This is a genomic window from Lysinibacillus sp. FSL H8-0500 (assembly GCF_038051955.1).
Classification (GTDB): domain Bacteria; phylum Bacillota; class Bacilli; order Bacillales_A; family Planococcaceae; genus Lysinibacillus; species Lysinibacillus macroides.
The window spans coordinates 2,453,133-2,478,465 of sequence record NZ_CP150292.1 but is presented as its reverse complement, the minus strand read 5'-3'; the positions used below and the strand labels follow the sequence as shown (position 1 = coordinate 2,478,465).

At 37.0% G+C, this 25,333-nt stretch carries 22 protein-coding genes; 15 read left to right on the top strand and 7 right to left on the bottom strand.

What is annotated here, in order from left to right; translation table 11 throughout:
- The first annotated feature begins 27 nt into the window (after positions 1-27).
- On the top strand, positions 28-333 hold the full coding sequence (locus MHB44_RS11795; protein ID WP_053994778.1) for a hypothetical protein: 306 nt from the start codon (positions 28-30) through the stop codon (positions 331-333).
- A 213-nt stretch (positions 334-546) separates the two neighbouring features.
- Here the strand turns inward: MHB44_RS11795 and MHB44_RS11790 are convergent, their stop codons facing one another.
- Both MHB44_RS11790 and MHB44_RS11785 read right to left on the bottom strand, forming a co-directional pair.
- Positions 547-726: a hypothetical protein gene (locus tag MHB44_RS11790; protein WP_053994779.1), complete on the bottom strand. Its 180-nt coding sequence runs from the start codon at positions 724-726 to the stop codon at positions 547-549.
- A 632-nt stretch (positions 727-1,358) separates the two neighbouring features.
- A complete protein-coding gene (locus MHB44_RS11785; protein WP_341299300.1) occupies positions 1,359-2,447 on the bottom strand; it encodes a serine hydrolase domain-containing protein in 1,089 nt (362 codons plus the stop codon).
- Positions 2,448-3,212: 765 nt separating this feature from the next.
- On the opposite strand from MHB44_RS11785, the gene MHB44_RS11780 reads away from it, so the two are divergent.
- The 4 genes from MHB44_RS11780 (at position 3,213) to MHB44_RS11765 (ending at position 7,389) form a co-directional block, all read left to right on the top strand.
- Positions 3,213-3,503 (top strand): hypothetical protein, encoded by a 291-nt coding sequence (locus MHB44_RS11780; RefSeq protein WP_341299299.1) that lies wholly within the window; start codon positions 3,213-3,215, stop codon positions 3,501-3,503.
- Positions 3,504-3,879: 376 nt separating this feature from the next.
- On the top strand, positions 3,880-4,242 hold the full coding sequence (locus MHB44_RS11775; RefSeq protein ID WP_053994782.1) for a hypothetical protein: 363 nt from the start codon (positions 3,880-3,882) through the stop codon (positions 4,240-4,242).
- Between the two features lie 476 nt (positions 4,243-4,718).
- Positions 4,719-6,317 (top strand): AraC family transcriptional regulator, encoded by a 1,599-nt coding sequence (locus MHB44_RS11770; RefSeq protein ID WP_341299298.1) that lies wholly within the window; start codon positions 4,719-4,721, stop codon positions 6,315-6,317.
- A gap of 118 nt (positions 6,318-6,435) precedes the next feature.
- Positions 6,436-7,389 (top strand): ABC transporter substrate-binding protein, encoded by a 954-nt coding sequence (locus tag MHB44_RS11765; RefSeq protein ID WP_341299297.1) that lies wholly within the window; start codon positions 6,436-6,438, stop codon positions 7,387-7,389.
- A 196-nt stretch (positions 7,390-7,585) separates the two neighbouring features.
- On the opposite strand, the gene MHB44_RS11760 is transcribed toward MHB44_RS11765, so the two are convergent.
- Positions 7,586-8,218: a hypothetical protein gene (locus tag MHB44_RS11760; RefSeq protein WP_341299296.1), complete on the bottom strand. Its 633-nt coding sequence runs from the start codon at positions 8,216-8,218 to the stop codon at positions 7,586-7,588.
- A gap of 291 nt (positions 8,219-8,509) precedes the next feature.
- Between MHB44_RS11760 and MHB44_RS11755 the strand changes: the two genes are divergently transcribed.
- The 3 genes from MHB44_RS11755 (at position 8,510) to MHB44_RS11745 (ending at position 12,005) form a co-directional block, all read left to right on the top strand.
- Complete coding sequence (locus tag MHB44_RS11755) at positions 8,510-8,818, top strand: hypothetical protein (protein WP_341299295.1); 309 nt, start codon at positions 8,510-8,512, stop codon at positions 8,816-8,818.
- A gap of 13 nt (positions 8,819-8,831) precedes the next feature.
- A complete protein-coding gene (locus tag MHB44_RS11750; protein WP_341299294.1) occupies positions 8,832-8,987 on the top strand; it encodes a hypothetical protein in 156 nt (51 codons plus the stop codon).
- A 1,818-nt stretch (positions 8,988-10,805) separates the two neighbouring features.
- On the top strand, positions 10,806-12,005 hold the full coding sequence (locus MHB44_RS11745) for an MFS transporter (protein ID WP_341299293.1): 1,200 nt from the start codon (positions 10,806-10,808) through the stop codon (positions 12,003-12,005).
- 91 nt (positions 12,006-12,096) lie between these two features.
- On the opposite strand, the gene MHB44_RS11740 is transcribed toward MHB44_RS11745, so the two are convergent.
- Together MHB44_RS11740 and MHB44_RS11735 are read right to left on the bottom strand one after the other, a co-directional pair.
- On the bottom strand, positions 12,097-13,470 hold the full coding sequence (locus MHB44_RS11740) for an MATE family efflux transporter (protein ID WP_341299292.1): 1,374 nt from the start codon (positions 13,468-13,470) through the stop codon (positions 12,097-12,099).
- A gap of 19 nt (positions 13,471-13,489) precedes the next feature.
- A complete protein-coding gene (locus MHB44_RS11735; RefSeq protein WP_341299291.1) occupies positions 13,490-13,969 on the bottom strand; it encodes a DUF6530 family protein in 480 nt (159 codons plus the stop codon).
- Between the two features lie 145 nt (positions 13,970-14,114).
- Here MHB44_RS11735 and MHB44_RS11730 point away from each other — a divergent pair, with 145 nt between their 5' ends.
- From MHB44_RS11730 to MHB44_RS11710, 5 genes are all read left to right on the top strand, one after another.
- Positions 14,115-14,558: a hypothetical protein gene (locus tag MHB44_RS11730; protein WP_341299290.1), complete on the top strand. Its 444-nt coding sequence runs from the start codon at positions 14,115-14,117 to the stop codon at positions 14,556-14,558.
- 692 nt (positions 14,559-15,250) lie between these two features.
- Complete coding sequence (locus MHB44_RS11725) at positions 15,251-16,936, top strand: methyl-accepting chemotaxis protein (RefSeq protein WP_341299289.1); 1,686 nt, start codon at positions 15,251-15,253, stop codon at positions 16,934-16,936.
- A gap of 326 nt (positions 16,937-17,262) precedes the next feature.
- Positions 17,263-17,472 (top strand): hypothetical protein, encoded by a 210-nt coding sequence (locus tag MHB44_RS11720; protein WP_341299288.1) that lies wholly within the window; start codon positions 17,263-17,265, stop codon positions 17,470-17,472.
- Between the two features lie 2 nt (positions 17,473-17,474).
- Positions 17,475-17,801, top strand: a complete 327-nt coding sequence (locus MHB44_RS11715) for a TlpA disulfide reductase family protein (RefSeq protein ID WP_341302965.1) — start codon at positions 17,475-17,477, stop codon at positions 17,799-17,801.
- A gap of 507 nt (positions 17,802-18,308) precedes the next feature.
- Positions 18,309-21,419 (top strand): ATP-binding protein, encoded by a 3,111-nt coding sequence (locus MHB44_RS11710; RefSeq protein ID WP_341299287.1) that lies wholly within the window; start codon positions 18,309-18,311, stop codon positions 21,417-21,419.
- A gap of 98 nt (positions 21,420-21,517) precedes the next feature.
- Here MHB44_RS11710 and MHB44_RS11705 read toward each other — a convergent pair whose 3' ends face one another.
- Entirely contained in the window at positions 21,518-22,075 is a 558-nt protein-coding gene (locus MHB44_RS11705) for a recombinase family protein (RefSeq protein WP_341299286.1), read from the bottom strand.
- Between the two features lie 117 nt (positions 22,076-22,192).
- Between MHB44_RS11705 and MHB44_RS11700 the strand changes: the two genes are divergently transcribed.
- Entirely contained in the window at positions 22,193-23,620 is a 1,428-nt protein-coding gene (locus MHB44_RS11700) for a SulP family inorganic anion transporter (RefSeq protein ID WP_341299285.1), read from the top strand.
- 10 nt (positions 23,621-23,630) lie between these two features.
- Positions 23,631-24,050: a universal stress protein gene (locus MHB44_RS11695; RefSeq protein WP_341299284.1), complete on the top strand. Its 420-nt coding sequence runs from the start codon at positions 23,631-23,633 to the stop codon at positions 24,048-24,050.
- A 306-nt stretch (positions 24,051-24,356) separates the two neighbouring features.
- Here MHB44_RS11695 and MHB44_RS11690 read toward each other — a convergent pair whose 3' ends face one another.
- Positions 24,357-25,184 carry a copper amine oxidase N-terminal domain-containing protein gene (locus tag MHB44_RS11690; protein ID WP_341299283.1) on the bottom strand — a complete coding sequence of 276 codons (828 nt, stop codon included), beginning with the start codon at positions 25,182-25,184 and terminating at the stop codon, positions 24,357-24,359.
- Between the last annotated feature and the right edge of the window lie 149 nt (positions 25,185-25,333).

Genomic DNA, 25,333 nt, shown 5'->3' with positions numbered 1-25,333 from the left:
CTACCGTTTAGTTAGGAGGTAGAGGTTTTGGCTGTTTTGGCTGTTTTTGGTGTTTGGGGTGTTTTAATTTTGTTAGTTGCAATAATTTTATTTTGGTCGGCTGGATTACCGAAGATTAAAAGTAAAAAATTATCATTTGTTATGATTAGTTTGGGATTCAATGTAATCGCAACTCCATTGGCTTTATTTATAGGTATAATGGCAACAGCCTCACCGACCAGCACTACAAATGATTTTTGGACAGGATTTCTCCTCATCCAGGGAATACCACTTTTAATACTAATAATTGGAATCTTAAAATGGTTTATCATTGACAGAAGAAAAAATAAATAAGCATATAAATAGTAATAATTAATTAGGTTTAAGAAAGACAAGTTTGTGAAGAAATCTCTACTTAAACTATATGGGTGATTTTCTTGAAGATTATTGAGTTGCATATACAGCTCTTTTTTCTTCTTCAACTAACGGAATGCTTTAATTAAATACACCATAAAAGACCACTCCAATATGGGTGGTCAAAATAAATAAAACCTACTTAGTCTTATATTATAGTGAAGTTGACTTACTTTTTTTCTCATTAATAATAAGGTCTTCTTCATGTTGTGGGCGAGGGGGTTCAGTAGCTCCTTTATGCCCATTAGGTTTTTCTAGGTCTGCTCCATTAGAAAATGATTGTTTTGTTGGCTCATCTGTTGCAAATTCTGTAATTTTTTTATCTCTTTTCATTTCGACACCTCCTAAAGATATTATTTAACTTATTCAATAAAATATCCCTTGTTTATTTCAACTTTACACTTAAATTATTTTAAAATTAGACCATTCCGTGATGGGTAGTCTTAATCGTTAAAAAAGCAAGCGACTAAAATCCGACCAAACCATGATATTTAAAGATTATTTATGATAATTCTTGAGGATTAATAAAAGATTGCAGACAATAAAATACTGTTATATCAAGCTGTTGACCAGTCATGATTTATTGTGATAGCACAAATATTTCAACGAGATGATGGTTGTCGTGTTAGAGGCAGCGGTTCAGGAGAATCGGTTGCTTTTTCTTTATCTTTACCTGTTAAATATAAGTATTTATGGTGTCTCAAATAACTCTAAAATTTATATTTTTACTTATCATCTATAAAGCATATGTGTGGTGTAATTGATGAAAAATTAGACGTTCCATCAAGAGGTGAAGGAAATTCATGACTTTCACAAATTGAGTTTTTTATCATCTCAGCAATGTCATCGTATTCATTCATAGTATTGAGTGTAGTTAATAAAATTGTATTTCCCAATATCTCTTTACTTCATTCATCAATCAATAGCTTTAGAAAAAGCACCTTTTAATACCAATTATTTTCTAATCAAAACTTCTCCTGCCATATCCAAATCGGCTGCTGGAGAACGATGGATGTCAGATGTCGATTGATTCTTTTTGAATTTATTGTCATCTCGTTGCTAAGAACAATCACTGTTAATTCCTCATCATTTAGTCGTGTTACATAATGACGAAAACCACTTGGATATCCTCCTGAATGCCCGACAGCTTGTTTCCCCATGACATCTTGAGTATACCAGCCATATCCATATTGATGGGGGAACTTTTTAGCATGAGTTCTACTCATCAGCTCTGATGTCTCTTTGCTTATCAATACATGATTACGCAAGGCTCTGTCAAACAGCTCTAAATCTTCAATTGTCGAAATGATATCCCCGGCTGCATACGCTGCAGAATTATGTATGAAGGGCCCGACTTTTCCATCTACGTATCCTTTCGCTTTCGGTACACCTGGCGGAACTGTAAACATAGAATTAACCATGTTACTCGGCTCAAAAATATGTTGTTCTATATAATTCGCATAGGATTGGCCACTGACTTTTTCAATAATAAGTCCTAGCATCACATACCCCGTATTACTATAACTAAAGCTTTTGCCTGGAGTAAACTTTAATTCAGAATCACGAATGGTATTTACAATATCATTGGGCTTCCATTCTTTGCTGTAGTCAAATTCAGCATTTTCCGTTAGATAATCAGGAATGCCCGAGCTATGACTTAGTAGATGACTGATTGTAATTGTTTCTCCATTTGGAAAGTCCGAAAAGTATTGAGAAATTGGATTATCTAAGCTTAGAAGATCCTTTTCTACTAATTGCATGATTGCTACAGCAGTAAATGTTTTAGATAGTGAAGCAATCTGATAGAGGGTGCTTGGGCTATTAGGTAAACCAGGAGCTGCCATTCCGTATCCTTGTGTAAATAAAACTTCTCCTTCCTTTGCAATAAGGACGGTTCCCTGGAATTTTTCATTTGTTAAATATTGATCGATTTTTTCAGAAACGCTTCCAGATAAATTACTATGGTTGTTACGTCCAAATAATAGCAAGGCTACTACCGACACGATTCCAATAACAAGTATAGTAACAGAGGAAATTTTTAAGAACTTTTTCATATTTATACCTCTCATTCTATTTTTTGTAGCCTATGAAACACTTCCTATTATAAGACAGGCTTCAACATAAAAATACAAAAAATGAGAAAATAACCAATTTATTTATGAAATTAAATCTGCCATGTAATTTTGGAATTTATCGTAAATTTCATGACAATTGTCAGCCCACTCTAGGTTGAGGGGGTTACTAAAAAGCTGTCCAATGTTTAAAATTTAGGTAACATTTTAAGAAACCTTTCATAAAATATAAAATACTGTTAAATCAATGTTATTGAAGTATTTTGACTTGATAAAAAGTACTAGTAATTTAAGTTATGATAATTGTAGTCTTAGAGGGAGGGATTTAGGAATAATCGATATGGCAGGGTTTTCATACTATAAAATGATCACCTGCTTCTCTTGATCTTTAAATATTAAATTGCTAGCATGAATGTTTTCATGTCTGAATTGTTTCTGAATAATTTTACAGATTTATAATAAAAGTGAACGCTGTAGCAAGAAAAGAAACTTAATTTCAAAGCAAAGGACTGGCGATTAATTTAATAAAAGCACAATTTGATAGTGCTATACTTCATGATTAAAGGAGTAATTTTGTAAATACTGAAGGGACTATAGTAGTCTATCTGTAACAGCTACGCAAGCAGAGACTTTTATTGCGTCTGACAGATAAAGGCGCTACATTGAAGATTTGCGTAGATCAAAAATTTATTAAAGGATATTCTCTGTTTTTGTCGAAAGTTTAGTAGCTAAAGGGGGGTTTGTTGATTGGGATCAGAGTTGTTGGTGCAATTAGTCATTGTTTTATTTGATTTAATAGTAGGATTATACATAGGTTTTCGACTAGGTAAAGGGAAATCTATAAAAAGAAATATTATTTGGGGAATCGTAACTATATTGGTGATAGCACCGTTATTAGCAGTGCTAGTGAGTTTTATCATTGGCTTTATTTTAGATGATGGTTGGACAGGAATTGCAATAATGGTAATAACGTTCCCATTGTTCTTTTTTATAGGCATTGGGCGTCTTTTCACGGGCATTACTAGAAAAAATAAATAAATGCAAAAGCTAGTGTTCTTTTTTATGCCTTCCATAGATTGCTGTGGAGGGCTTTTATTTTATCCAAAGCAAGGTATATGGGAGTACGAAAACGCCCATCCATGATTAAATAAAATTTCTACAATGATGATTGGGGCAGGTTATTAGCATTTATTATCAAAACAAGCTTACAGTAAAAACTACGACACAAATTATTTTTGTGGCCCTCTTATTTAAGGGCCCTATTTTGCTATGACTTACGTTAATCGTAAAACAAAATAAAAGGGAGACCAAGGTAATCAAATTTGTACATAAGCTTTTTGTGTATTTAATTTAAGAATAGATTTACGTATAATGGACTGTATAATATTGAAAATTTAACAAGAGGAGGAGAAAAATGGGGAGTAAGATAACGATAGATATGAGTAAGGGTGCCTATGAAATAGCCAAAAAAGTTTATTTTAAGCAGATCACAAGAATCGAGGGCTCTTTAGAAATAAACAAAGTTACAGGAATGAATGTAGGGTCAGCACAAGCTTTTATTACTATATTCCTTGCTATGATGAATGGAGAAGTATATAAAAGAGCATTCAATAATGAAACTAATAAATTTTTACTTGAAAGTATTAAAGAAGACTTTGGCAATGATGCTTTCCAGGATGCTTTAAGCGCTGTACAGAAACATATAAACTATTATTCAACTTTAGGAAAGGGAAATCTAAAAGGATTACAAGATATTGTTTGGGAAATGAGTCGATAAATATTTTTTATTTAGAACTTTATCACTTGTTCAATTTTTCATGTCTTTTGACTAGTAAAGTTATGTAGCATAAACAAGATGGACTGTTTTCAAAATGTCTATCTTACAGGGTACAATTAACTTTGAACCTAAGCTTTTTTGTTAACAGCCATAAGAAACGTAAAGAGCCCTACTAAATAATGACTATCCTGCGGGCGGCTGTCACAAACCCTTTGCCTTTCCTGATATCATCCAAAAAATGTAACAATATGGTAGAATAAAACTGGGGTAATGAACATTTTTCCAGGGGGTTTGTTCACATACTGAAAATGCTGTTTGATCTAATGTGAAATAATTCTAAATATGGTAGTAGTGTCTAAATCCATGTAGAAGCACAACTGATCGGTTTTAACAGTCTTTTGGATTTTCTTATGATAGTTTGTAGTTTAGTTGTTTTACAATAATAATCGATTATCTAACAGGGAGGATCAAGTAAAATGCTAACATATGAGCTACTGGATACAAGGCTACTAGCCGATGAAGGAATGATTAGTCCTGTGGTGCTGACGGGGATGTTTCCGATGATTATTATTCCTACGCAACCGATAGTCATTCAAGCAGAGAAACATGCTTGTCGAATAGGCAAAGGGCAATTTATCTTGCTTCTATACCCAGAGCAGGGTATTTATATAGTCCCAAGTGAGGGTGAAGAATTGGCTCCTGTTTATAGCATTTCCTTTAACAGCTATCGGTTGGCAAAACGTGAAAAAGATACGCTATTATATGAAAAGGATACAACACATTTGCCTGCGCATGGACAGATCCTGGAATTTCCACGGTATGCGGAGGGACTGCTAAAAAAAATAATGGAGCAGTTTCAGCAGACACAAAGACCACATGCTACTCCTAAGCTTCATTTGCTTCTACATGAGTTACTCGATACAATTTTTGAAAGAAAGAGCATCGATATCAGCTTTGTGACAAACGATCAAGCAATTCAGCAGGCTGTTACCTATATTAAACAGTATTTTGAAGCACCCCTAACGCGTTCTTTTATGGCCAATATGACGGGTTTTAACGAAAGCTATTTTTCCTCATTGTTTAAGAAAGAAACAGGGTGGAGCTTTGCTGAGTATGTAAATCAAATACGAATTGATCAAGCAAAGCTTATGCTACTCGGAACAAATGATAAATTACAGGATATTGCATTGAAAACAGGATTCGCAGACGGCTCATATTTGGGAAAAACGTTCACCAAGTACGTACATCTGTCACCTAGTAGTTTTCGCAAAAGGAAGCATACAAACCGTATAGTCAGTATACAATTTCTTGGGGCATTACTGGCTTTAAAAATTCAGCCTCTTGCTACTACACGAGAGCTGCTTCAATCATCCCAGCTGTTACACAAACGAGTGCCAGATATTGTAGAGATAGCGTTCTTTGACCAAATCGAAGTGATACAACAATTAGACCCAGAGTTAATCGTGGCTCCAACTTATTTATATAATTATCCTGATATATTGAAGGCACTCGAACAAATTGCCCCTGTTTTGATGATTCCTTGGGGACAGTTGGACAAGCTTGAGGAGGTGCGACTGCTTGGGAGACTTTTTGGGCGAATACAAGAGACTGAGGAGTGGATTGCGAGGTTGCAGCAAATAGCGATGGGAGCAAGAAAAGCCATCACTCCCATTATCGAGTCTGGCACAACAGCAGGGATCTTTGAATTAGGTCACGATAATTTATGGCTAATGCCTTATTTATCGGTTCGCTCTGCCTATACGCTATATCAGCTTTTAGGACTCAGTGCTCCTCAGCGTATTCAGCAGGAGGTACTGCAAACAGGGAAACATCTTAAAGTTGAAGAGCAGGACCTCCCATTGTACGCGGCAAGTCACATGTTTTTAATTGTGCCAACGGATGATACGGAATCCTTTCGTGCCAAGCTGATGCAGCGCTCTGTGTGGCAACGATTAGTGCATGAACAAGGCTGTCAATTGCACTTACTTAAGCTAAATGAGTTTTGGTTTGATGATGGTCTTTCATTAGAGCTTCAGCTTGACGTAATGGTAAAATTGTTAATGGAGCAAAGTTAAATCCAACAATTTTCCCTATGAAACATCCAATTTATAGACATTGTCCTTGTACAAGACTGTCTTTATAATGAATATATCATCGCGAATGATAATCATTATCAAACAAGGAGGTATAATCTTGTACTTACATAAGCTATTAAAATCGATATTATTTCTTGCTTTAATTGCTATACTTACTGCTTGTGGCAATGCGCATGATAGCACAAATAACGACTCGTCCACAAAAGCTGAAATATCAGAGTCAGCAACAAAAATAATCAAAACAAAGCGTGGTGATCTTGAAATGCCAAGTCATCCACAGCGTATTGTGACGGATGGCTATTTACCAGAGCTACTTGTGCTAGGTGTTAAGCCAATCGGTTCGACTCAATGGGATTTGGAGAACAAAGTAATACAGGATCAGATTGATGGAATTGAATCGACTGGAGAGCGATCATTGGAGACAATCGTGCAGCTGAAACCAGATTTAATCATTACTTGGGCGAGTGATGAAAAGATCCTTCAGCAGTATGAGAAAATCGCACCAACGCTCGCAATCCCGTACAGCTCTACAGGTGATATTTATGAAACGATGCGTCTTTTAGGCGATGCTTTGGACAAAAAGGATGAAGCGGAGCAATGGATTAAGCAGTTCGATCAGACAGCAGAGGAAGCACGGGCACAGCTTGCAGATATTATTAACCCTAATGATACATTTGCACTGATGGGCGTTTTTGTAGTAGATAAAGGATTTTATATTTACGGTGATGGAGGCTATAGGGGTGGTGAAGCCATTTATAAGCATCTTCAATTAAAGCCACCAGCGAAACAGGAGAAGGAGATGATAGGGAAAGAGGCCTATCGTCAAATTTCATACGAGGTCATTCCTGAATATGCTGGCGATTATATTTTTATTGATCAGGGCGACTTGATCTCGGAGGTATGGGGTGAGAGCGAGGGGCTTTGGAAGTCACTGGATGCTGTGAAAAATAACCGAGTGTTCAAGCTTGACCCAGATTTATTCTGGGGCAATGACCCAATATCATTAGAGCTGCAAATAAAAGAAATTGTAAATATGTTGTCTCAGAAATAACCCTGAAGAGAAACTTAAAGAGGATGTCCCCCAGAATGCTTGGGGCATCCTCTTTGGTAATTTTATTTATGAAAAGAACAAAAGCTACTGTTGCGAAATGTAGTATGCATTGTGATGGAAAATCTAAAAGTTTAATAGAGAAGACGAGGTACTCTCGCTACAATAGTAACAAACGTTGGACAGGGCTTTTATCTCGTTATTTATCTAGGGGTATTTCTACTTTTAAGTCTTCTCCTATATGATCAAAAGTATCATTAGATGCTCCACTGATATGTAGTGTCACTTTTTTTACAGCCTCATCATGCTTAAGAATCCAAATAATATTGCCGTTTTTCTTGACTTTACCTAAAAACTCTCCACCAATATCGTCACTAAACCAAATATCTGCGTTAACTTGCTGACCAGTATCTGTGACAAGTTTTGCTTGATTCAAGTCGTAGTTTATCGTGTTATCAACTGTATTTTCTGCTGAAGCTTTAATCGTTACAACCGTTACTTTATCTTGTCCGTCAAATGACTCTTTATAGGATTCACTAGGCTCAAGAGTGGCCAGCTGGATTTTATTTAATGTTGCATTTACTGGACCATTATTTACCGTCCTATTAAGCTCTTTATCTTTATAGAGAACGGTTAATTTACCTAGTGCAGATTCTGTTGTTTCTCCAACGCCATCTGATTCCTCAGCAGGCCCCTCCCGTTCGTTGTCGGTAGATACAGGTTTTTGCGCTTCTTCTTTGGGCGTTTCTTCATCTTTTACCTTTTCTTCACCACAAGCTGCCAGACCCAAAGATAAGACTAAAGCCACACTAAATATTAGCTTTTTCCTCATATAGAATATCCTCCTTTATAGGTAATTATTATTAAATTATATCAATAATGGTAAGTGTTGTCAGTGAAGTGATTGGCTTTCTTATAGAATCTTCTTTGTTGGTACTTTAGTACTTTTTAATTACCGAATAAAACCAATATAAATAAGGTCAAAAGAGAGGTGTTGATCCATAATAATAGATAAAAACAACCTGCCTTATTTATGTAGATAGAAGAAAAAATAGCCCCATGATCCGTGCTATCAGTTATGATGGATATAAGTTTATTTTATCTGGAAAGGATTGCAATTTATTTGAAAGTATTTTTAAAAAACGTGCCATGGTTGTTTATTAATGACGCTGTGGCAGAGCGACTTCAACAGGAATTAGTAAAGGAGCTTTCTCAAGAGCATGTATTATACGGTACAAAGGCTCAAGCCATAGCGAAACGAGAGGACAATGATGATGTTGTTTTTTGGATAAGCGCCATTGATCAATATGCAGTTGTCCATTTGACGTATGCACAGGAAACTTCCAAGACATTTCCCATTGCAAAGTTATTCTCAGCAGAGGAATTGGCAGTGTATTGTAAACATATTTCTCAATATTACGAACAAGAATAAAGGAGGCGTTTGTATGCCAGTAGCAAGCAGCCACTATCAGTTCCAAGATAGTTATTTTATGGTAATTCATCCATTTACATATATTGTCATTGGTGCGGTTGTATTAGTGGGATGTGTGTGCCTGATGATATGGAGAAAAAGACGACATCATAAAAAGCCCACTTTATAAAGAGTGGTCTGACGAACGATTTCTTTGAGTGTCTGTACTTCCTCACGAAGCTTTTTTATTTCTTCCGTTTGTGCAAGAATAGGATGATTCATTCTATTTGACATAAGTTTGGAAAAGATCATACACAAGCTTCGACGGTTTGCTTAAATATGGAATCACCCTATAAAGTGAATGCTACACTCTGTTGAAAAAGTGTATAGATCTGCTTTTTCTGGCTTCACTAAGCAAAGTTTCTTGTATAAGGTTTATAGTATTTATCGTTTTACTAATCCACTATTTTGTAAAGAATTTGTTGAGGAATTGTTTAGAAGTTGTAGAGAATGATATGATAATCTTACTAACGTCGGGATGCGTAAGTAACTAACACGCACAAAAAGGACAGGGTGAATGTGCCTTGTCCTTTTTCCTTTACTTGATTAGGATAAAAGTAAAGCGAAGGGGATTTCTATTAAAGACGACCAAATGACTCTTATTTTTAACAAGTTTGCTTGTTTTAGCACTGTTTATGGTTATCGATCAAATGACAGTAAGCCCGGTGACTATCTCAGGTAATGGCAATCCAGCTTTATTAATTGCGATCTTCCTACTGCCGCTATTTATCAAAGAATCACTTTGGCCAATTATCGAGAGGTTATAAAAGAGGCATGGCCCCAGCAAAATGGTACTGCCGATCTGCAATATATTAAAGATATCACCACTGGCTTAACCATCTATATGAACAATCAATATTTTAATTTTTATAAATTTTGTCTATCTATTTCCTGAATATGGTGTTTAATGGATAAGCAGAATGCGTAGTGAAAAATAAAAAATTTTTTATTTTTTTGTGTAACCTTTCTTATTATGAAACGACTACTCTAATAGTAGAATACAAAACTAAGGCAATTCGTAACATTCACTTTTCACAAAATGACCAGGGCTCAGGATTGAGTGCCTGGTTGTTTTGTTTTTTTGGGAAATGGCATATGAAAATGCCATTAACGCTTTAGTATTTTAATTTACCTATTTTTATAATACTACCAATAAAAGCTACCAAAGCGATAAGAGGAGCTATAAAAAGAGTCTTATATTGATTCCAAGGCGTTAGGCTAGCAACAACACCTGTTGTTAAAATAACAATAAAAACAGTAATATTTCTTGCTTTACATTTAATTTTTTAAACATCTACTTTGCTCTTAGCATAGAGGAATTACTTCTGTATTTACTATCAAACTTTCTGAAGCTCTTGGCCTCTTTTTCTCCGTTTATGGAATTATAATCATGAACCATATATTTTTCTTGAGTATGTTTAACTAACGGCATAGTAAGACTATTGTGTTCGTATTGAATTATAATACCTATTATACCTGCTGCAACAATAGGTGCTCCCTACTAGCCGTATCCTTTTTAAAGACAAGTATAAATTTTTTATTTGTACTGCTTTCCGTATAAACTAGCGCATTGATTTACTATTTAATTACACTTCGATGAAATAAAATCATTCACATTCTATAATGTTTTTAGTAAATAGAATTTCTTGTGGCTCAGATTATTCCTCATTTAAGTAAGTATTAACTCTAAACCTATTATTATCCATAAGATATTCTAGCTTGTTTGTATTTCTAGCCTTATCTATAAAGCTTTCACCTGATTCATTAAAAATATTCCAAAATCATTCCTTCAAGCAACTCTATTGAAAAAGTGATGAGCGATAAGAAAAGGTTACATTATCATTTGTAGGAAAATTTTGATAGTGTAAATTCCTCCATTTTAAAGTAAATATGCTAAAATTATTAAATCACTATATATGAGATATTGGAATCCGTTTGGGGGGAAGGGATGATGCAAGGTTCTTGGAGAGCATTGGTGTGGATTGGATTAGCCGAATTATGTGCCTTAAGCTTATGGTATAGTGCTTCCGTGATTGCCCCTGAACTAATTGCCATGTGGCATCTTAGCGCTAATATGGAGGCTTGGCTTTCTGCTGCTGTGCCTATTGGCTTTGTTATAGGGGCATTATGTAGTGCGTATTTTGGGGTTGCTGATCGTTTTAACACCCGCAAAGTTTTTGGTATTTCAGCATGTTTAGGTGCATTCTTAAATATTTTATTAATTTTCGTTGATTCTGGTTTTTTCGGTATTTTACTAAGAGTATTAACAGGCATCACACTTGCTGGTGTCTACCCAATCGCTGTAAAAATTTTATCGGAATGGTTTCCTAAAAAACGCGGGTTGGCAATTGGTATCTTAATTGCTGCATTAACAGTAGGATCATCATTGCCACACTTTATGGTTATGTTCTTTTCTTCATTAAGTTGGCAGTTTGTGATTTTTTGTAGTTCAATGTTAGCTTTATTGTCAGCTTTTATTGTTTTCTTTATTTTAAAGGATGCTCCAGTAAAATCGAAAAAATTGCCTTTTTCTTTAAAATTAATTAAAAAAGTAGTGACAAATAAACCTGTTATGCTTGCGAACTATGGCTACTTTGGTCATATGTGGGAATTGTATGCGATGTGGACATGGCTTCCAGCTTTTTTGGCGGCTAGCTTTTTAGCCTATTCACCAGCAACACCACAATGGTTTATTGCCTTATCCTCTTTTCTATCAATTGGCATTGCAGGGGGAATTGGTTGTGTGATTGGTGGACTTATCTCAGATAGAATTGGAAGAGCTAATCTAACGATGCTGGCTATGCTAATCAGCGCTATTTGTTCGATCGTTATCGGCTTTACATTTGGACACTTTATTTGGCTCACGCTGATCGTCTCTGTTATTTGGGGTGGAGCTGTTATCGCTGATTCCGCTCAATTTTCTGCAGCCGTTACAGAAATAGCCGAAGAGGATTATGTAGGTACAGCCCTTACTTTTCAAATGTGCATCGGTTTTTTAATCACGATATTTTCTATCAATTTAATTTCACTAATTCAAAGAGTTGTTGGTTGGGAGTGGGTCTTTACAATATTGGCGATTGGACCTATTCTTGGCATGATAACAATGGGTAACTATAAGCGCTATGAATTTAATGGCAAGAAAGCCTAATGTTAGTCAAACCTAAAATAGGGTATTGTTAGGCCAAAATTAGAAAAGGGGATGTTTCAAAAGCCAATTGAAACATCCTCTTTCCATTTTATTATTTTAACATAGCTTGTAATGTTCGTTTTTGCCAGCCTAGCTTAAAGTACGCATACTGCATAATAAAGAGGACACAGAAGGTAATCGGGTAGGCTAACCATACACCATTTAGAGCAAGTGAAGTATGGTGGGATAGGAAATAGGCTAACGGCACTTGCACAACCCAAATGCCAATAATTAAAAAGACAGTCGGCCATAGCACAACGCCTGTTGCGCGCATGGTTGCTGACACAGTTTGCATATGTCCAAAAATTAAATAGCTCCAAAAGGCAATAAATAAATAATTTTTAGCAATATGCAGGGTTTCCTGTGTATCAATAAATAAAGCGAGAATAGGTCCTGCGAATACATACATCAATAAAATAATGGCGCCACCTAAAAGATAATTAATTTGCACGCCCATCTGACGAACTTTTTTAATCATTTCTGTAGAGTTTGCGCCTAGTGCCTGTGCAACAAAGACAGATGTGGCAATAGCAATACTCATAGCTGGCACTTGGGCATAGCTTGCCACCTGATTGACAACACCATAGGCAGCAGTGGCATTTGAGCCATGCAGATTGACAAAGCCAATAACAGCAATTTCTGCAACAGAGATGGCAACCATACTAATACTTGAAGGAATGGCTAGCTTTAGCAGGGACGTTAAAATATCCTTTTTCAGCTTAAAGTGCTGTAAAATAGTTTTGTCTAAACGTAATAAATGCTTTGTTTTATGCAAGTAAACAAATAATATTAACATGGTTACAAGGTTTGAGAGCACTGAGGCATAGGCAGCACCGTTTAAGCCAAATGCAGGCAAGCCCAACCAGCCAAATACTAATGGTGGAAGAAAGGCAATATTGAGAATAACACTAACAACTAAAAATAAAAAGGGTGTTTTGGAATCGCCAACGCCACGCATAAAAGTTGTATAAACAAAATACCAAAACATAATTGGTAGCGTGAAAAATAAAATTTGTGCATAGCTAATACTCATATCTAAAATATTAGCGGGTGTTTGCATAAAGCGTAAAATCCATTCAATAAAGAAGCCGCCAAAAATCGCAACAGCAATGGATAAAATCGTTGTAAAGGCAAGCGTTACCCCAACAACCTCCTTCATTTTTTCATGGTTGCCAGCGCCAAATGTTTGCCCAACTAAAATTGAGCTACCTGAGCCAATGCCAATGGCAAAAGCCATTAAAAAGAAGAAAAATGGAAAGAATGCCGAGATGGCAGCTAATGCATCGACACCTAAATTGCGCCCGACGATAAACATCGCAAATACTTGCCCAACTGATTGCAGGACATTGGCGAGCATCACGGGAATTAAAAAATTAAAAAAAGCCTTACGTAGTTGTTTGTCATCCTGTAATAATTGTTCATTCATAATTTGGTCCTCTTGAGTATTAATAACCCATTTCTTTTAAAATTCGTGATAATGTGCGCAGGCGTTCACCGATTAATTCATCATCATTGTTTAATGCCTGCTGAAAAAGCTGAATATCTTCGTTAATTTGCTCATTATCTGTGCAAACCTCTACAGTCATGGCATCTCCCTGCAAGCCTACACGCTTAATAAGCGGATTTTCCTTATCATATAAATGCTCATGACGATACGCCTCCTTGAAATAAAGCTCTGTTTCACATACTAAAATAGCGAGGTCAAGCACGCGGTGAAGGGGTAACTCCTCTGATTGGCGCGACCATTTGCCACCTGTATGTCGCCAAACCTTTGCGGAAATATCGACCTTTCCGCGGTCATTCCATTGTGCTAAGCCAAGTGACAGCCCCTGTGCATCTGTGTCGTATGCTGTGCGTCCATCGATATTGGCATAGTTTTCTGCCACAATTACGGGCTTATGCTTTAAATGTGTTGGTATTTTCATTTTTTAACGCTCCTTTTTATTAGTAATTTACTAAATTACTGCCTTAGTAAATTTAACATTCCATCTATGAGAAGTCAATCTTTATGTTGACCACTTGGAACTTTTTCTCCAATACAGAGGTCTACTACTAAAAGGAGAGGGTTATATGAATCCACGAAAACCACTCATTGAAGCTATAGTACTGCTTGTTATGCTTGTTCCTATGAAAGCCCTTGCGACGAGCTGGGTCTATCTTTTTGTTGTATGGGATGGCTATATATATGTGGTGGGGGATGAGCAAGTAACAAGCCTTGACGAAAAAATTGGAGCTGTCACAGCTTATTCAGATATGGAGCAATATGCAGGCAACTTCTCTAATATCTATCCAGTGGGAACAAGCTATTATGCGATTAAAGGCATAGATACGGCTCATGCAATTGCGGTACACACGCCAAATGATACCTATGTCAAGGCAGTTAGAGAAGGGGAATATAAAGAGACTACCTTACAAAAAAGCGTTTGGTATAAGGCACTAGGGGGTATTGTAGCTATCGGTCTCGGGATTATCTTCTTGATGAGGCATTTTAAAAAGAGGGCATATAAAAAATAATAAGGACATCGAGAAATTCACTCTCGATGTCCTTTGTTAATAGGCTATCTCACCATTTTATTGTTTATTCCTCAAGGAAATAAAATCCCATTTCAACCAGCAAATTTATAATTTTGCCAATTATAATTCACACGTGTAATAGTGTAACACCATGTTCAATTACTACTTGACTACTAAATGATTGTTTCTCGCCGTTTACATAAATGGATGCACTAACACTTTTGTTTCCTATTCCAATTCATACACAAAATAATAATAGAATGATCATTCTTAACTTTCAAGTAGCTTCCTCCTAGTAGAATAGTAATATGTTATTGTTTTACCAAAAATGTCTGGCTTTGCAATTAAAGAGATAAAATTAACCTACTCTTTTTGACGAGAAGTATTAGCTTGTATGGACGTATACACCTTATGTTTTGATAATAGGATTTCTTAATTTACATAATTTCCAATATAGAGTAAAATAAGATGACAATCATCCTGTATATTTATTTTCGTTTTTTAAAAATTCAAGTGAATATACCTACTATTTATAAAAGGAGAGTGTTTATTTATAAATGAAGCGCTAGTAATCAATAAAATTATGTTAAATGTATAAGTTTTATTTGTTTGTAGCACCTATCAGACACCTTAGATATACATACAAGCACTATGACAAACAACTGGTAGCAGATAGAGGGAGGTTAGTGTGAATGAGGTTTAAGTCAATACGAACAAAAATTTTAGTTGGTTTTTCCATTGTTTTAATAGGGATAATAGTACAAAGTGGTTATACCATTTATTCAAATATAAAAATGAACAAGGAAATTGAGAATATAGTCGAGAAGGAGCTAGAGTTGTCCATTATTGATCAACATTTAGCGAATTCCATGTCGATGAGGATAGGAGCTGTACGAGGCTATGTGCTAACAGGTGAGCAATCCTACAAAGAGACATTTGATGAATACATTAAAATTTCTTTAGAAAATGAAGCTCGTGCTCGACAGCTTAGCGAGTCAGAGGATTTTGAAAAATATACAGCAAGAGCAAAAGCTTGGCGTCAATATATTGAAAAAAACGTTTTCCCTGTTTATGAGGCTGGGAATATAGATTTAGCGATTCGGAATGTAGTAAGTCAGGAAGAAGTGGTGCAAGAGATTCAACAAGGATTTGAGTCATTAGCGATCGCTCGTGAGGAAATAATTCAACAGGCTGGAGACCAATTAAAGGATAATAATAATCGACTTACTAACATGAGCATCATTATGTTTGTGGTCATCATAGTAGTGTCCATTGGGGTAGCTTTCTATAATGCGACAGCTATTTCCAAGTCTGTGCAACGAATTTCACAGCGTGTGAAATTAATTGCAGATGGTGATTTAAGCCAAGAGGCACTTGCTAACGATGCAAGAGATGAGCTTGGTGAGTTAACGGATTCTACCAATACGATGAATACAAAAATAAAGGATATGCTACAGCGTATTCACAGTGTGTCCAATGAAGTAGCTGCACATAGTGAAGAATTGCTCCAGTCTTCGATTGAGGTAAAAACAGGCACAGAGCAAGTAGCACTTACGATGAATGATATTGCGGAGGGCACCGAATCACAGGCCAACAATGCAAGTGATTTATCGCATTTAATGAGTGACTTTGTAAAACACATGAACGAAGCTAGCCAAAATGGTCAGCGGGTGGAAGATGATTCCAATCAGGTTCTTACATTAACGGAATCAGGTCAAACATTAATTCAAGCATCGACAGAACAAATGTTAAAGATTGATCATATTGTTCATGAGGTAGTAGGGAAGGTAGAGGGCTTAAATGATAAATCCAAAGATATTTCCAAGCTTGTGGTGGTCATTAATGATATTGCTAAGCAAACGAATTTATTAGCTCTGAATGCAGCGATTGAAGCGGCACGAGCAGGAGAGCAGGGACAGGGCTTTGCTGTAGTTGCTGAAGAAGTACGGAAACTAGCTGAGCAGGTGTCGTTATCGGTGGTCGATATTGAGCATATTGTAGAAGAAATTGTAGATGAAACCAATCATGTAACAAATTCATTAAAGTCAAGCTATGAAGAGGTACAGCATGGCTCAGAGCAAATTTCATTAACCAATGAAACCTTTGTGGAAATTGGCACTGCTGTGACAGCGATGGCGCAGAATATTTCAAATGTTTCACAAAATCTTGATCTGCTAGTGGAAAATTCGGTGCGCATCGACCAAGCGATTGAAGATATTGCGGCTATCTCAGAGGAATCGGCTGCTGGGGTTGAACAAACCTCTGCAACAATGCAGCAGACCTCAAGCTCGATGGAGGAAATTTCAAATAGCTCTAACCAGCTAGCCAACATGGCAGAGGAATTAAATCAGCAGGTAGGACAATTTAAACTAAATTAGGGAGGCAAACTATTAGTAAGGAGCTGAAAAAAGCCTTTTAAGGTAGCTTACGGAATGCGTTTAACACCTGCAAGAATCAATTAGTCCTAAAAAATTTTTGAAAATCTGTAACTTTTATTGGCTTAGCGCGACTACTATAATAGTAGGATACAAAAACTAAAGCAAAGCTTAGTAAGATTCACTTTTCACAAAAAGACCAGGACTCAAGTATTTTGAGCTTCCTGGTCTTTTTGTGTTTGAAACGTAAACGATTTTTTTTTGTTAAAATAAAAATATATGGACATCTCTTGGCAAAATGGTTCTCAAATGATGAAAGGAGACGGAACATGCAACGAAAAACACTTAGGTTGATGCTTTCAGCGTTCATCATTGTTTTATTACTTGGGATAATGCTGAAAAATATATTGAATAAAGAGGAAGTATCATCAGCGATGGTGGATTTAGCAGATGGTACAACACAGCTTGATTTTACGTCACCATTAACAAAGCTAGATCAATCCATAACAACGTTTGAGGCTTATAAGGGTAAAATTTAGTTATTAACTTTTGGGCATCGTGGTGTGGGCCTTGTCAAGAGGAAGCGCCTGCATTAAACGCCTTTTATCAGCAAAAATCCAAGCAAGTAGAGCTATTAGCAATCAATGCAACCAAGTATGATAGCTATAAGCAAGCAATGGCATTTCAGGAGACCTATCAATTAAAATTTCCCGTCTTTTTGGATCACAACGGGACGCTTCAGCAATCCTTTCAAGTGGTAGGGTATCCAACAACTTTTATTTTTGACACTGAAGGTATATTAACGTATACAATTAAAGGTGACATCAGTAAGCAAGAATTAACTAAATTAGTGGCAGCTATCCAATAGTGAGAAAAATGAAACACCTTATGCGTGAGGGATATAAAAAGAGTGACGGTTTAGGGAAAGGGTCGCTATCCTATACATATATTGTATTGATTACTTTGGTTGCTAGAATGTTCTCTGTCCGCTTTATCGTTTTACAGGTATGATATTAGACTATCTTTCCAGTAGTGGTAGGATGATGACAAGACTTTATGCAGCTCGCAAACAGGTAGGAGATTGGAATGATCCTGTCTTTGCGGCGTCACTCGTATTCTTCTTATTGCTTGTAACAGGAATAGTATAGAGTTTATTGGTGCAGTAGATGATAGAGTGTCTGTTGTACCAAGAGAAGCCCTGATGGATCACACAGACTTTCAAGAGAATTTTCTGTGTGAGCTTGTAACAATGATGCCTCAATATAATTGAAGTGAGTATGTTAAAAGGTCAAGTCAGTAACACTACTGTCTCGACTTTTTTTTGTAAAGAATTTGTAGAGGTCTGTTTGTTAAAATAGATCGGATATTAGACTGTATGGGTCAGGGAGGTGAAATTGGTAGAAGGTTATCATCGATTAGCTCTTTTACAATATCGTTAATGAAAACAAAAAAGATTATAGTTATTATTACACTATTTGTTATAACGTTAACAGCTTTACGGCTATTGTGGCTTGAGGTGTTTACGCAGCAACAGCAATTATATGCCGACAAAGGTCAATTAGATGTACGAGATTTTCATTTTCAAGATAGCACCCTTACATTAGATGGTGAGTGGCTGTTTTATCCATCTCAATGGTTGATGGAGCAAGAGCAGCAATCAAATCAATCCACATATTTACATGTTCCAGGCGGCTGGGATAAAGTTGTTCAGGAGGAACGGAACCCTTATGGCTATGGTTCTTATCGCCTTCATATATTGGTTAATCCAGAAGAAACAACGACTTATAGTATAAGAGTACCAAGTATTCGTAGTGCATCAGAAGTTTATGTCAATGGGCGATTATTAGCGAAATCAGGTAAATTAGGTGAAAATCGTACAGAAACAGTCGCGGAAAATGTACCATTTACAGCTTCTTTTGACGTACAGGGACAAAGCGAAATTGAGATCGTTATTCAAGTAGCCAACTTTCAAGATCCTCGTATGGGTGGTATTGTGCGTTCCATTAAATTTGGACATGAGGATGTTATTTACCGTGAAACATTATTGTCCATCACTATGCAGCTATTGGTCGCTGTTGTTTTACTTATTCATGCTGGCTATGCAATTATTCTGTATTTGGTAGGCAGCAAGGATAAACGTTTACTTTATTTTTCCCTGTTAATGGTTAGTACGATGTTTTATTATTTGCTGAGTAACGATGACAAACTATTGACCTTTTGGTTTTCGATTAATTATGAGTGGAGCTTTATACTTGTCCATCTTACGGCCATTGGCATTGCCTACCCAATGCTTCAATGTATTGAGCAGTGGCTACCACCACATTTCAAACCGTATAAATATGGTTTTGCAATTATCTGTGTTGTGGCTTCATTGCTGGCTATCCTATTGCCAACCCACTATCTTGTAACCATACAAATCGTCTATATTCTTATTTTCGGTGTCTCTATTATGATTACAATAATTATCGTACTAAGAAACTCAGTAAAGGATATTCGAAATAATATTTTTGTTTTACTCGCAATCATCGCCTTTGTGAATAGTATGGTTTGGGCTGGTATATTGATGATTATAGGAAGTAAGGTGATCTTTTATCCATTTGACTTGATTATCACGATTGCTTGCTTGGCGATTGTCTGGTTTCAAGGCTTTGCAAAGGTACATGCTGATACAAAAGCCTTTGCCTTACAACTGCAAAAAGCAGATAAACAAAAGGATGAATTTTTAGCAAGCACCTCCCATGAATTACGCAATCCACTTCATAGTATTATTAATATTTCAAGAGCGGTATTAGATCGTGAGGTACATGCATTGAGCGATACAAGTGTAAATGATTTAGAAGCGGTATTAGCTGTAGGGAAACGCATGTCCCTTTTATTAGATGATTTGCTGGATGTTATGAGTTTACAGGAAAATACACAGAAATTGCAGCTAGGGAATGTTTCCATTCATACAGTTGTATCGAGTGTGTTAGAGATGCTGCGTTATACAGTAGAAGGGAAGCCTGTACAATTTATTCATCGCATTCCAGCCGATTTTCAGCAAGTATGGGCTGATGAAAATCGTGTAGCACAAATCGTTTTAAACTTAGTGCATAATGCAGTGAAATTTACGAATGAGGGCTATATTAGTATTTTAGGCTATACAACAAAAGGCGGCATGGCAAAAATTATAGTGGAGGATACAGGTATTGGTATGGATCAAGAAACAATACAACGTATATTTAGACCATACGAGCAAGGGGCAGCAGGTAAAAATATTGTTGAAGGTGGCTTTGGATTAGGACTAAGCGTTAGTAAGCAATTAATTGAACTGCAGGGTGGTACATTGGAGGTGCAATCGGTGCTAGGTAAAGGGTCAACCTTTACGTTTACACTGCCATTATCCAAAGATGTACAGGATGATATGGTGACAGAAAGTAATTATTATCACCAAGAGGATATGCAAATAAAACCATCTACAGAGGCTACTAGCGTTGAAGATGGCAATCGACCTCGTATTTTAGTGGTGGATGATGAGCCGATTAATTTAAGAGTGGTAGAAACAATTTTAACGAATGATAAATATGATATTGCCACAGTAACAAGTGGCATAAAGGCATTGGAATGCATTCAATCGCAAAAGTGGGATTTAGTCATTTCAGATGTGATGATGCCAAAAATGTCTGGCTATGAATTAGTACGGATTATTCGCAAGCAATTCTCGCTAACAGAATTGCCTGTATTATTGCTGACAGCGCGTAGTCAGCCTCATCAGATTGAAAAGGGCTTTTTAGTAGGTGCCAATGATTATGTGGTGAAGCCTGTGGATGCTTTAGAGTTAAGGTCTCGTGTAGAGGCATTAGCGAGGGTGAAGCGCTCTATACAGGAACGGCATCGTATGGAAGCTGCTTGGCTTCAAGCACAAATTGAACCCCATTTTTTATTTAATACATTAAATGCAATTCTTACATTAAGTGAAGCAGAAAGTGCACGAACAAGTAAATTGGTAGAGGCTCTGAGCGATTTTTTAAGAGAGTCTTATAATTTTCAAAATGTGGAAGCTCTTGTACCGTTAGAAAATGAACTTCGATTAATTCGAGCTTATCTTTATATTCAGCAGGAGCGCTTTGGTGATCGTATTCAGGTGGTGTGGGAGGTAGAGGCAGAGGAAGATGTGCTTATTCCACCGCTCATTATGCAACCTTTAGTGGAGAATGCTTTAAAGCATGGTATTTTAAAGCGAACAGAGGGTGGTACCATTTATATTCGCATTATGGATAATGAGGATCATCTTGAAATCATTGTGGCTGATGATGGCGTTGGTATGAATGACAGACAGGTGGCACAGCTCTTGCAACGAACAGCCCATTCCTCCAAAAGTATTGGCTTATTAAATACCCATCTTCGCCTGCAGCAGCATTATGGGCAAGGCTTACAAATTTTAAGTAGCCCAAATCAAGGCACAACCATATCCTTTATTGTATTAGCTAAGAAAGCGGTCTATTAACGTAAGGATCGATTCAAGTCAAGCTGTCAAAGAAAGCAAAATTAAAATGCCAAAGCGTTGATCAAACAACGTCTTGGCATTTTAAAATTTAAAGGATGTTAGTCCTCTCTTTGCTGTTTATTGATCTCATCTATATAGCGATACAAGGTGGATTTACTAATGCCTGTTTCATTTTTAATATCAAGTAATGAAAAGGTCTTGCTTTGATACATCGCAAGGGCCTTACGCAAATTATCATCGGATTTTTTAGGACGGCCAAGGGCTTTGCCAGCCTTCTTTGCCTCAGCTAGCCCAAAGGATGTGGCATGACTTTTAAGCTGGGTTTGTAAATTGGCAAAAAGTGCGGCGCTGTCTAACAAAGACATATGTAAATGCGCTATATTTGTAATTTGTTCCTGTCGAAATGTAATCTTCACATCATCCTTTGCCAAAATATGCAGGATATCTGCTAATTGGTGTATGGAGTCGGTAAGGACTACTACATTTTCAACGAATATTTCATCCCCAGCCTGTATGACCATCAATAATTCCTCTAACGCTTGTCGCTTTTTTGCATAGGGATGTCTCTCCACAAATAATTGATCCAGCGCTATACCTGCTAATTGCTGTTCCCCTAATTCATCGCCAATAATCGGGCGCTTGTAGCCATAAATCATGATTTTTCCTCCCAAAACCATTCCTTTTTGGGAATGATTATGCTATGCTACTTGTTGTCGTTCCAAAAAGGTATCTTTTGGTACGTTTATTTATACTATAACTAAGGGAGCTTATTTATGCAAACATTAAAAGAACAATGGTTTGGCAATGTTCGTGGCGATATATTATCAGGCATTGTTGTGGCTCTTGCATTAATACCTGAGGCCATCGCCTTTTCTATAATTGCAGGTGTTGACCCAATGGTTGGGCTCTATGCCTCATTTTGCATTGCAACGATTATCGCCTTTGTAGGGGGAAGACCCGCCATGATTTCCGCTGCTACTGGGGCGATGGCATTGGTCATGACAAGTCTTGTCAAGGAGCATGGGCTGCAATATTTATTGGCTGCTACCATTTTAACAGGCTTATTACAATTGCTATTTGGTGTGTTGGGTATTGCTAAGCTTATGCGTTTTGTGCCAAATGCGGTCATGATTGGCTTTGTCAATGCATTGGCGATTTTAATTTTTATGGCACAAGTTCCGCATTTTTTAAAGGAGGGGCTTTGGACATATCTATTTATCGCCATAACATTGCTGATTGTATATGTTGTGCCTCGATTTTTCAAGGCAATCCCTGCACCGTTAATTGCGATTGTTATCTTAACTATTGTAACCTTTACAACAGGTGTAGACCTAAAAACAATTGGTGATTTAGGCGCGATTGAACGTGCATTGCCCTCGTTCTTCCTACCCAACGTACCCTTCAATCTTGAAACAGTGATGATTATTCTACCGTATTCCTTAGCTCTATCTATTGTTGGGCTATTAGAGTCATTATTAACGGCTCAAATTGTCGATGAGATGACAAGCACGAAAAGTGATAAAAACCGTGAGGCACGTGGACAGGGAATTGCTAATATCATTAACGGATTTTTCGGTGGGATGGCTGGCTGTGCGATGATTGGTCAATCGGTGATTAATGTAAAATCAGGTGGGCGAGGTCGTTTATCTACCTTGGTGGCAGGCGTATTTCTTATGTTTTTAATCATTGTTCTGGGTGATTTAGTGGTGGATATTCCAATGCCTGTGCTTGTGGGGATTATGATTATGGTAAGTATCGGCACCTTTGATTGGGGTTCCTTTCGTTATATCGCAACTGCTCCTCGCGCTGATGCCTTTGTGATGATTGCGACAGTGCTGATTGTTGTGTATACCGATAATTTAGCCATTGGCGTAGTGATTGGTGTCATTTTAAGTGCGCTATTTTTTGTGGCCAGCATCTCAAAGGTAAGGATTCAGCAGATGGGGACGACCTATATAATTGAAGGGCCATTATTTTTTGCCTCGACTAAAAGCTTTATGCAGGCATTTGACCAGATTGAAGCGTCTAATATTACCATCGATTTATCAAGCAGTCATCTCTGGGATGAATCGGCTGTAGGAGCACTTGTCAAGGTAATCCATCGCTTAGAGGCACAGCATGTTCAAGTCAATGTCATAGGCTTAAATCCTGTCAGCCAAGCCTTATATAATCAATTGAGTGGCTTAACAATAAATCAATAGGAGGAATGAGATGTATCCGCATATTTTAGTAGCAGTTGATGGCTCTGATAATGCATTTCGTGCAGCACAGGAGGCCATTAAAATCGCCAAGCTTTCAAAGACTTCCATGGTTGAAATCGTGTATGTGGTTAATGTAGAAAAAGTAAAAAATGAATTATTACGAGCAGGCTCTCCTGAAACAATGGAGTTAGCACGTCAACGTAAAATCGCCCCTGTTGAGCAAGCACTAACAGCCGCACAGGTTCCTTTTCAAACAACGATTTTAAAAGGAGAACCGGGACCAGAAATTGTGCGCTATGCCAATGAAAAACAAGTAGATTTAGTAGTGATCGGCAGCCGTGGCTTAAATCGTTTTCAGGAAATGGTGCTTGGCAGCGTTAGCCATAAAGTAATGAAACGTGTCCAATGCCCTGCTTTGGTGGTGAAATAGAGAGAAGCTTCCTATTTGGAGGTTCCTCAATTTGTGGATAGAGCGCTGTATTTGACGGCTAGAACTGAAAAAGAGAGGTACTTTGAAGGATAGAGCCGCTTCATCGAGGAGAGCTTCCTGCAAAAACGAAATGTGCGGATAGGATCCTGACATAGAAGGATAGAATCGCAAAAATGCGGGATAGAATGGGAAAAGAAATGGATAGCAAGGTTACTTTGAAGGATAGAACCTTCATATTAAAAAACGATAAGTAATGAAGAAGAGCAAATTTTGACCTATAATCAAAATTTGCTCTTGTCGATTGAATTATACAGTTGTAAAACCGTTATTTGCGGCATTATCCACAATATGCTGAATTGCCTTAATCTCTTTTTCTGTAAATAGATACCAAACATTCTCATTGAAATCGTGGAGAAGGAAAGTTGGATACGGTGCTAATTCCTCAGCAGAGAACGATTGATTTAATTCATAGATGTCATACTGTTCCACACTATTATTGTCTTGGTTTAAAAAGTCATACTGCTTAAGCTTCGTATAAGAGCCAACCGTTTCTAAATTAAAGCGCCAATAATAGTCTTTAGGAGCCTCTACTTTTTCACCTCTTTGCTCTTGAAGCACGTTATAAATTGCTTGGTGATAAGCATTTCCCTTAATTAGCTGCATCTCTCCACCCTTTGCCATGTTATATTCATAGCGAAGCGTTTTGATTTGTTCATTGTCAATTAGCAATGGTGTTGATGTGATGCTGATGTTCCCTTGATTGTAATCAACCTGACTGCCAAATGTTTCTGCAATAAAACGAATCGGTACAAAAGTACGATTATTTTTTACATATGGTTGCACATCTAATTGTTCAACGTAGCCATTTTTAATGACTGTCTTGTTCTTTAAATTTAAAGTAACGGTTGCCTCATCCGTTGAAAGGGTAATTTGAGCATCCTTCCATTGTACGTGTGCACCTAGATTTTCACTAATCACGCGCAAAGGCACCATTGTTCGATTATTTTTGATTTCGGGTGCTACAGCGGATTTTACGACAACCTCATCCATTTGAATGTGCGTTGTCGCGGCATCAGCGGGGGAAACCATCAAAAACATAGATGTTAAAACGATCCCCGTGAAAAACTTCTTCATTGCAAAAAACCTCCTTTATTCAAAACACATAGTAACCAAGCAATTTTACCATAATATTCTTTGGTATATACGAAAAATTTTACTATTTTTTATAACCTTTCTTAAAAAAGAAGGAGCTATCCCAAAAGCTTAAAATAATGGTGAGTAGA

Bases quoted from the DNA above. Each gene is read 5' to 3' on its own strand.
- MHB44_RS11750 (WP_341299294.1), top strand. From the start codon at position 8,832: ATGCCAGTAGCAAGCAGCCACTATCAGTTCCAAGATAGTTATTTTATG.
- MHB44_RS11740 (WP_341299292.1), bottom strand. From the start codon at position 13,470: ATGAATGAACAATTATTACAGGATGACAAACAACTACGTAAGGCTTTT.
- MHB44_RS11705 (WP_341299286.1), bottom strand. From the start codon at position 22,075: ATGATTTATGGCTACAAGCGCCCGATTATTGGCGATGAATTAGGGGAA.
- MHB44_RS11745 (WP_341299293.1), top strand. From the start codon at position 10,806: ATGATGCAAGGTTCTTGGAGAGCATTGGTGTGGATTGGATTAGCCGAA.
- MHB44_RS11760 (WP_341299296.1), bottom strand. From the start codon at position 8,218: ATGAGGAAAAAGCTAATATTTAGTGTGGCTTTAGTCTTATCTTTGGGT.
- MHB44_RS11710 (WP_341299287.1), top strand. From the start codon at position 18,309: ATGGGTCAGGGAGGTGAAATTGGTAGAAGGTTATCATCGATTAGCTCT.
- MHB44_RS11790 (WP_053994779.1), bottom strand. From the start codon at position 726: ATGAAAAGAGATAAAAAAATTACAGAATTTGCAACAGATGAGCCAACA.
- MHB44_RS11730 (WP_341299290.1), top strand. From the start codon at position 14,115: ATGAATCCACGAAAACCACTCATTGAAGCTATAGTACTGCTTGTTATG.
- MHB44_RS11695 (WP_341299284.1), top strand. From the start codon at position 23,631: ATGTATCCGCATATTTTAGTAGCAGTTGATGGCTCTGATAATGCATTT.
- MHB44_RS11785 (WP_341299300.1), bottom strand. From the start codon at position 2,447: ATGAAAAAGTTCTTAAAAATTTCCTCTGTTACTATACTTGTTATTGGA.
- MHB44_RS11720 (WP_341299288.1), top strand. From the start codon at position 17,263: ATGCAACGAAAAACACTTAGGTTGATGCTTTCAGCGTTCATCATTGTT.
- MHB44_RS11725 (WP_341299289.1), top strand. From the start codon at position 15,251: ATGAGGTTTAAGTCAATACGAACAAAAATTTTAGTTGGTTTTTCCATT.
- MHB44_RS11690 (WP_341299283.1), bottom strand. From the start codon at position 25,184: ATGAAGAAGTTTTTCACGGGGATCGTTTTAACATCTATGTTTTTGATG.
- MHB44_RS11735 (WP_341299291.1), bottom strand. From the start codon at position 13,969: ATGAAAATACCAACACATTTAAAGCATAAGCCCGTAATTGTGGCAGAA.
- MHB44_RS11775 (WP_053994782.1), top strand. From the start codon at position 3,880: ATGGGGAGTAAGATAACGATAGATATGAGTAAGGGTGCCTATGAAATA.
- MHB44_RS11770 (WP_341299298.1), top strand. From the start codon at position 4,719: ATGCTAACATATGAGCTACTGGATACAAGGCTACTAGCCGATGAAGGA.
- MHB44_RS11700 (WP_341299285.1), top strand. From the start codon at position 22,193: ATGCAAACATTAAAAGAACAATGGTTTGGCAATGTTCGTGGCGATATA.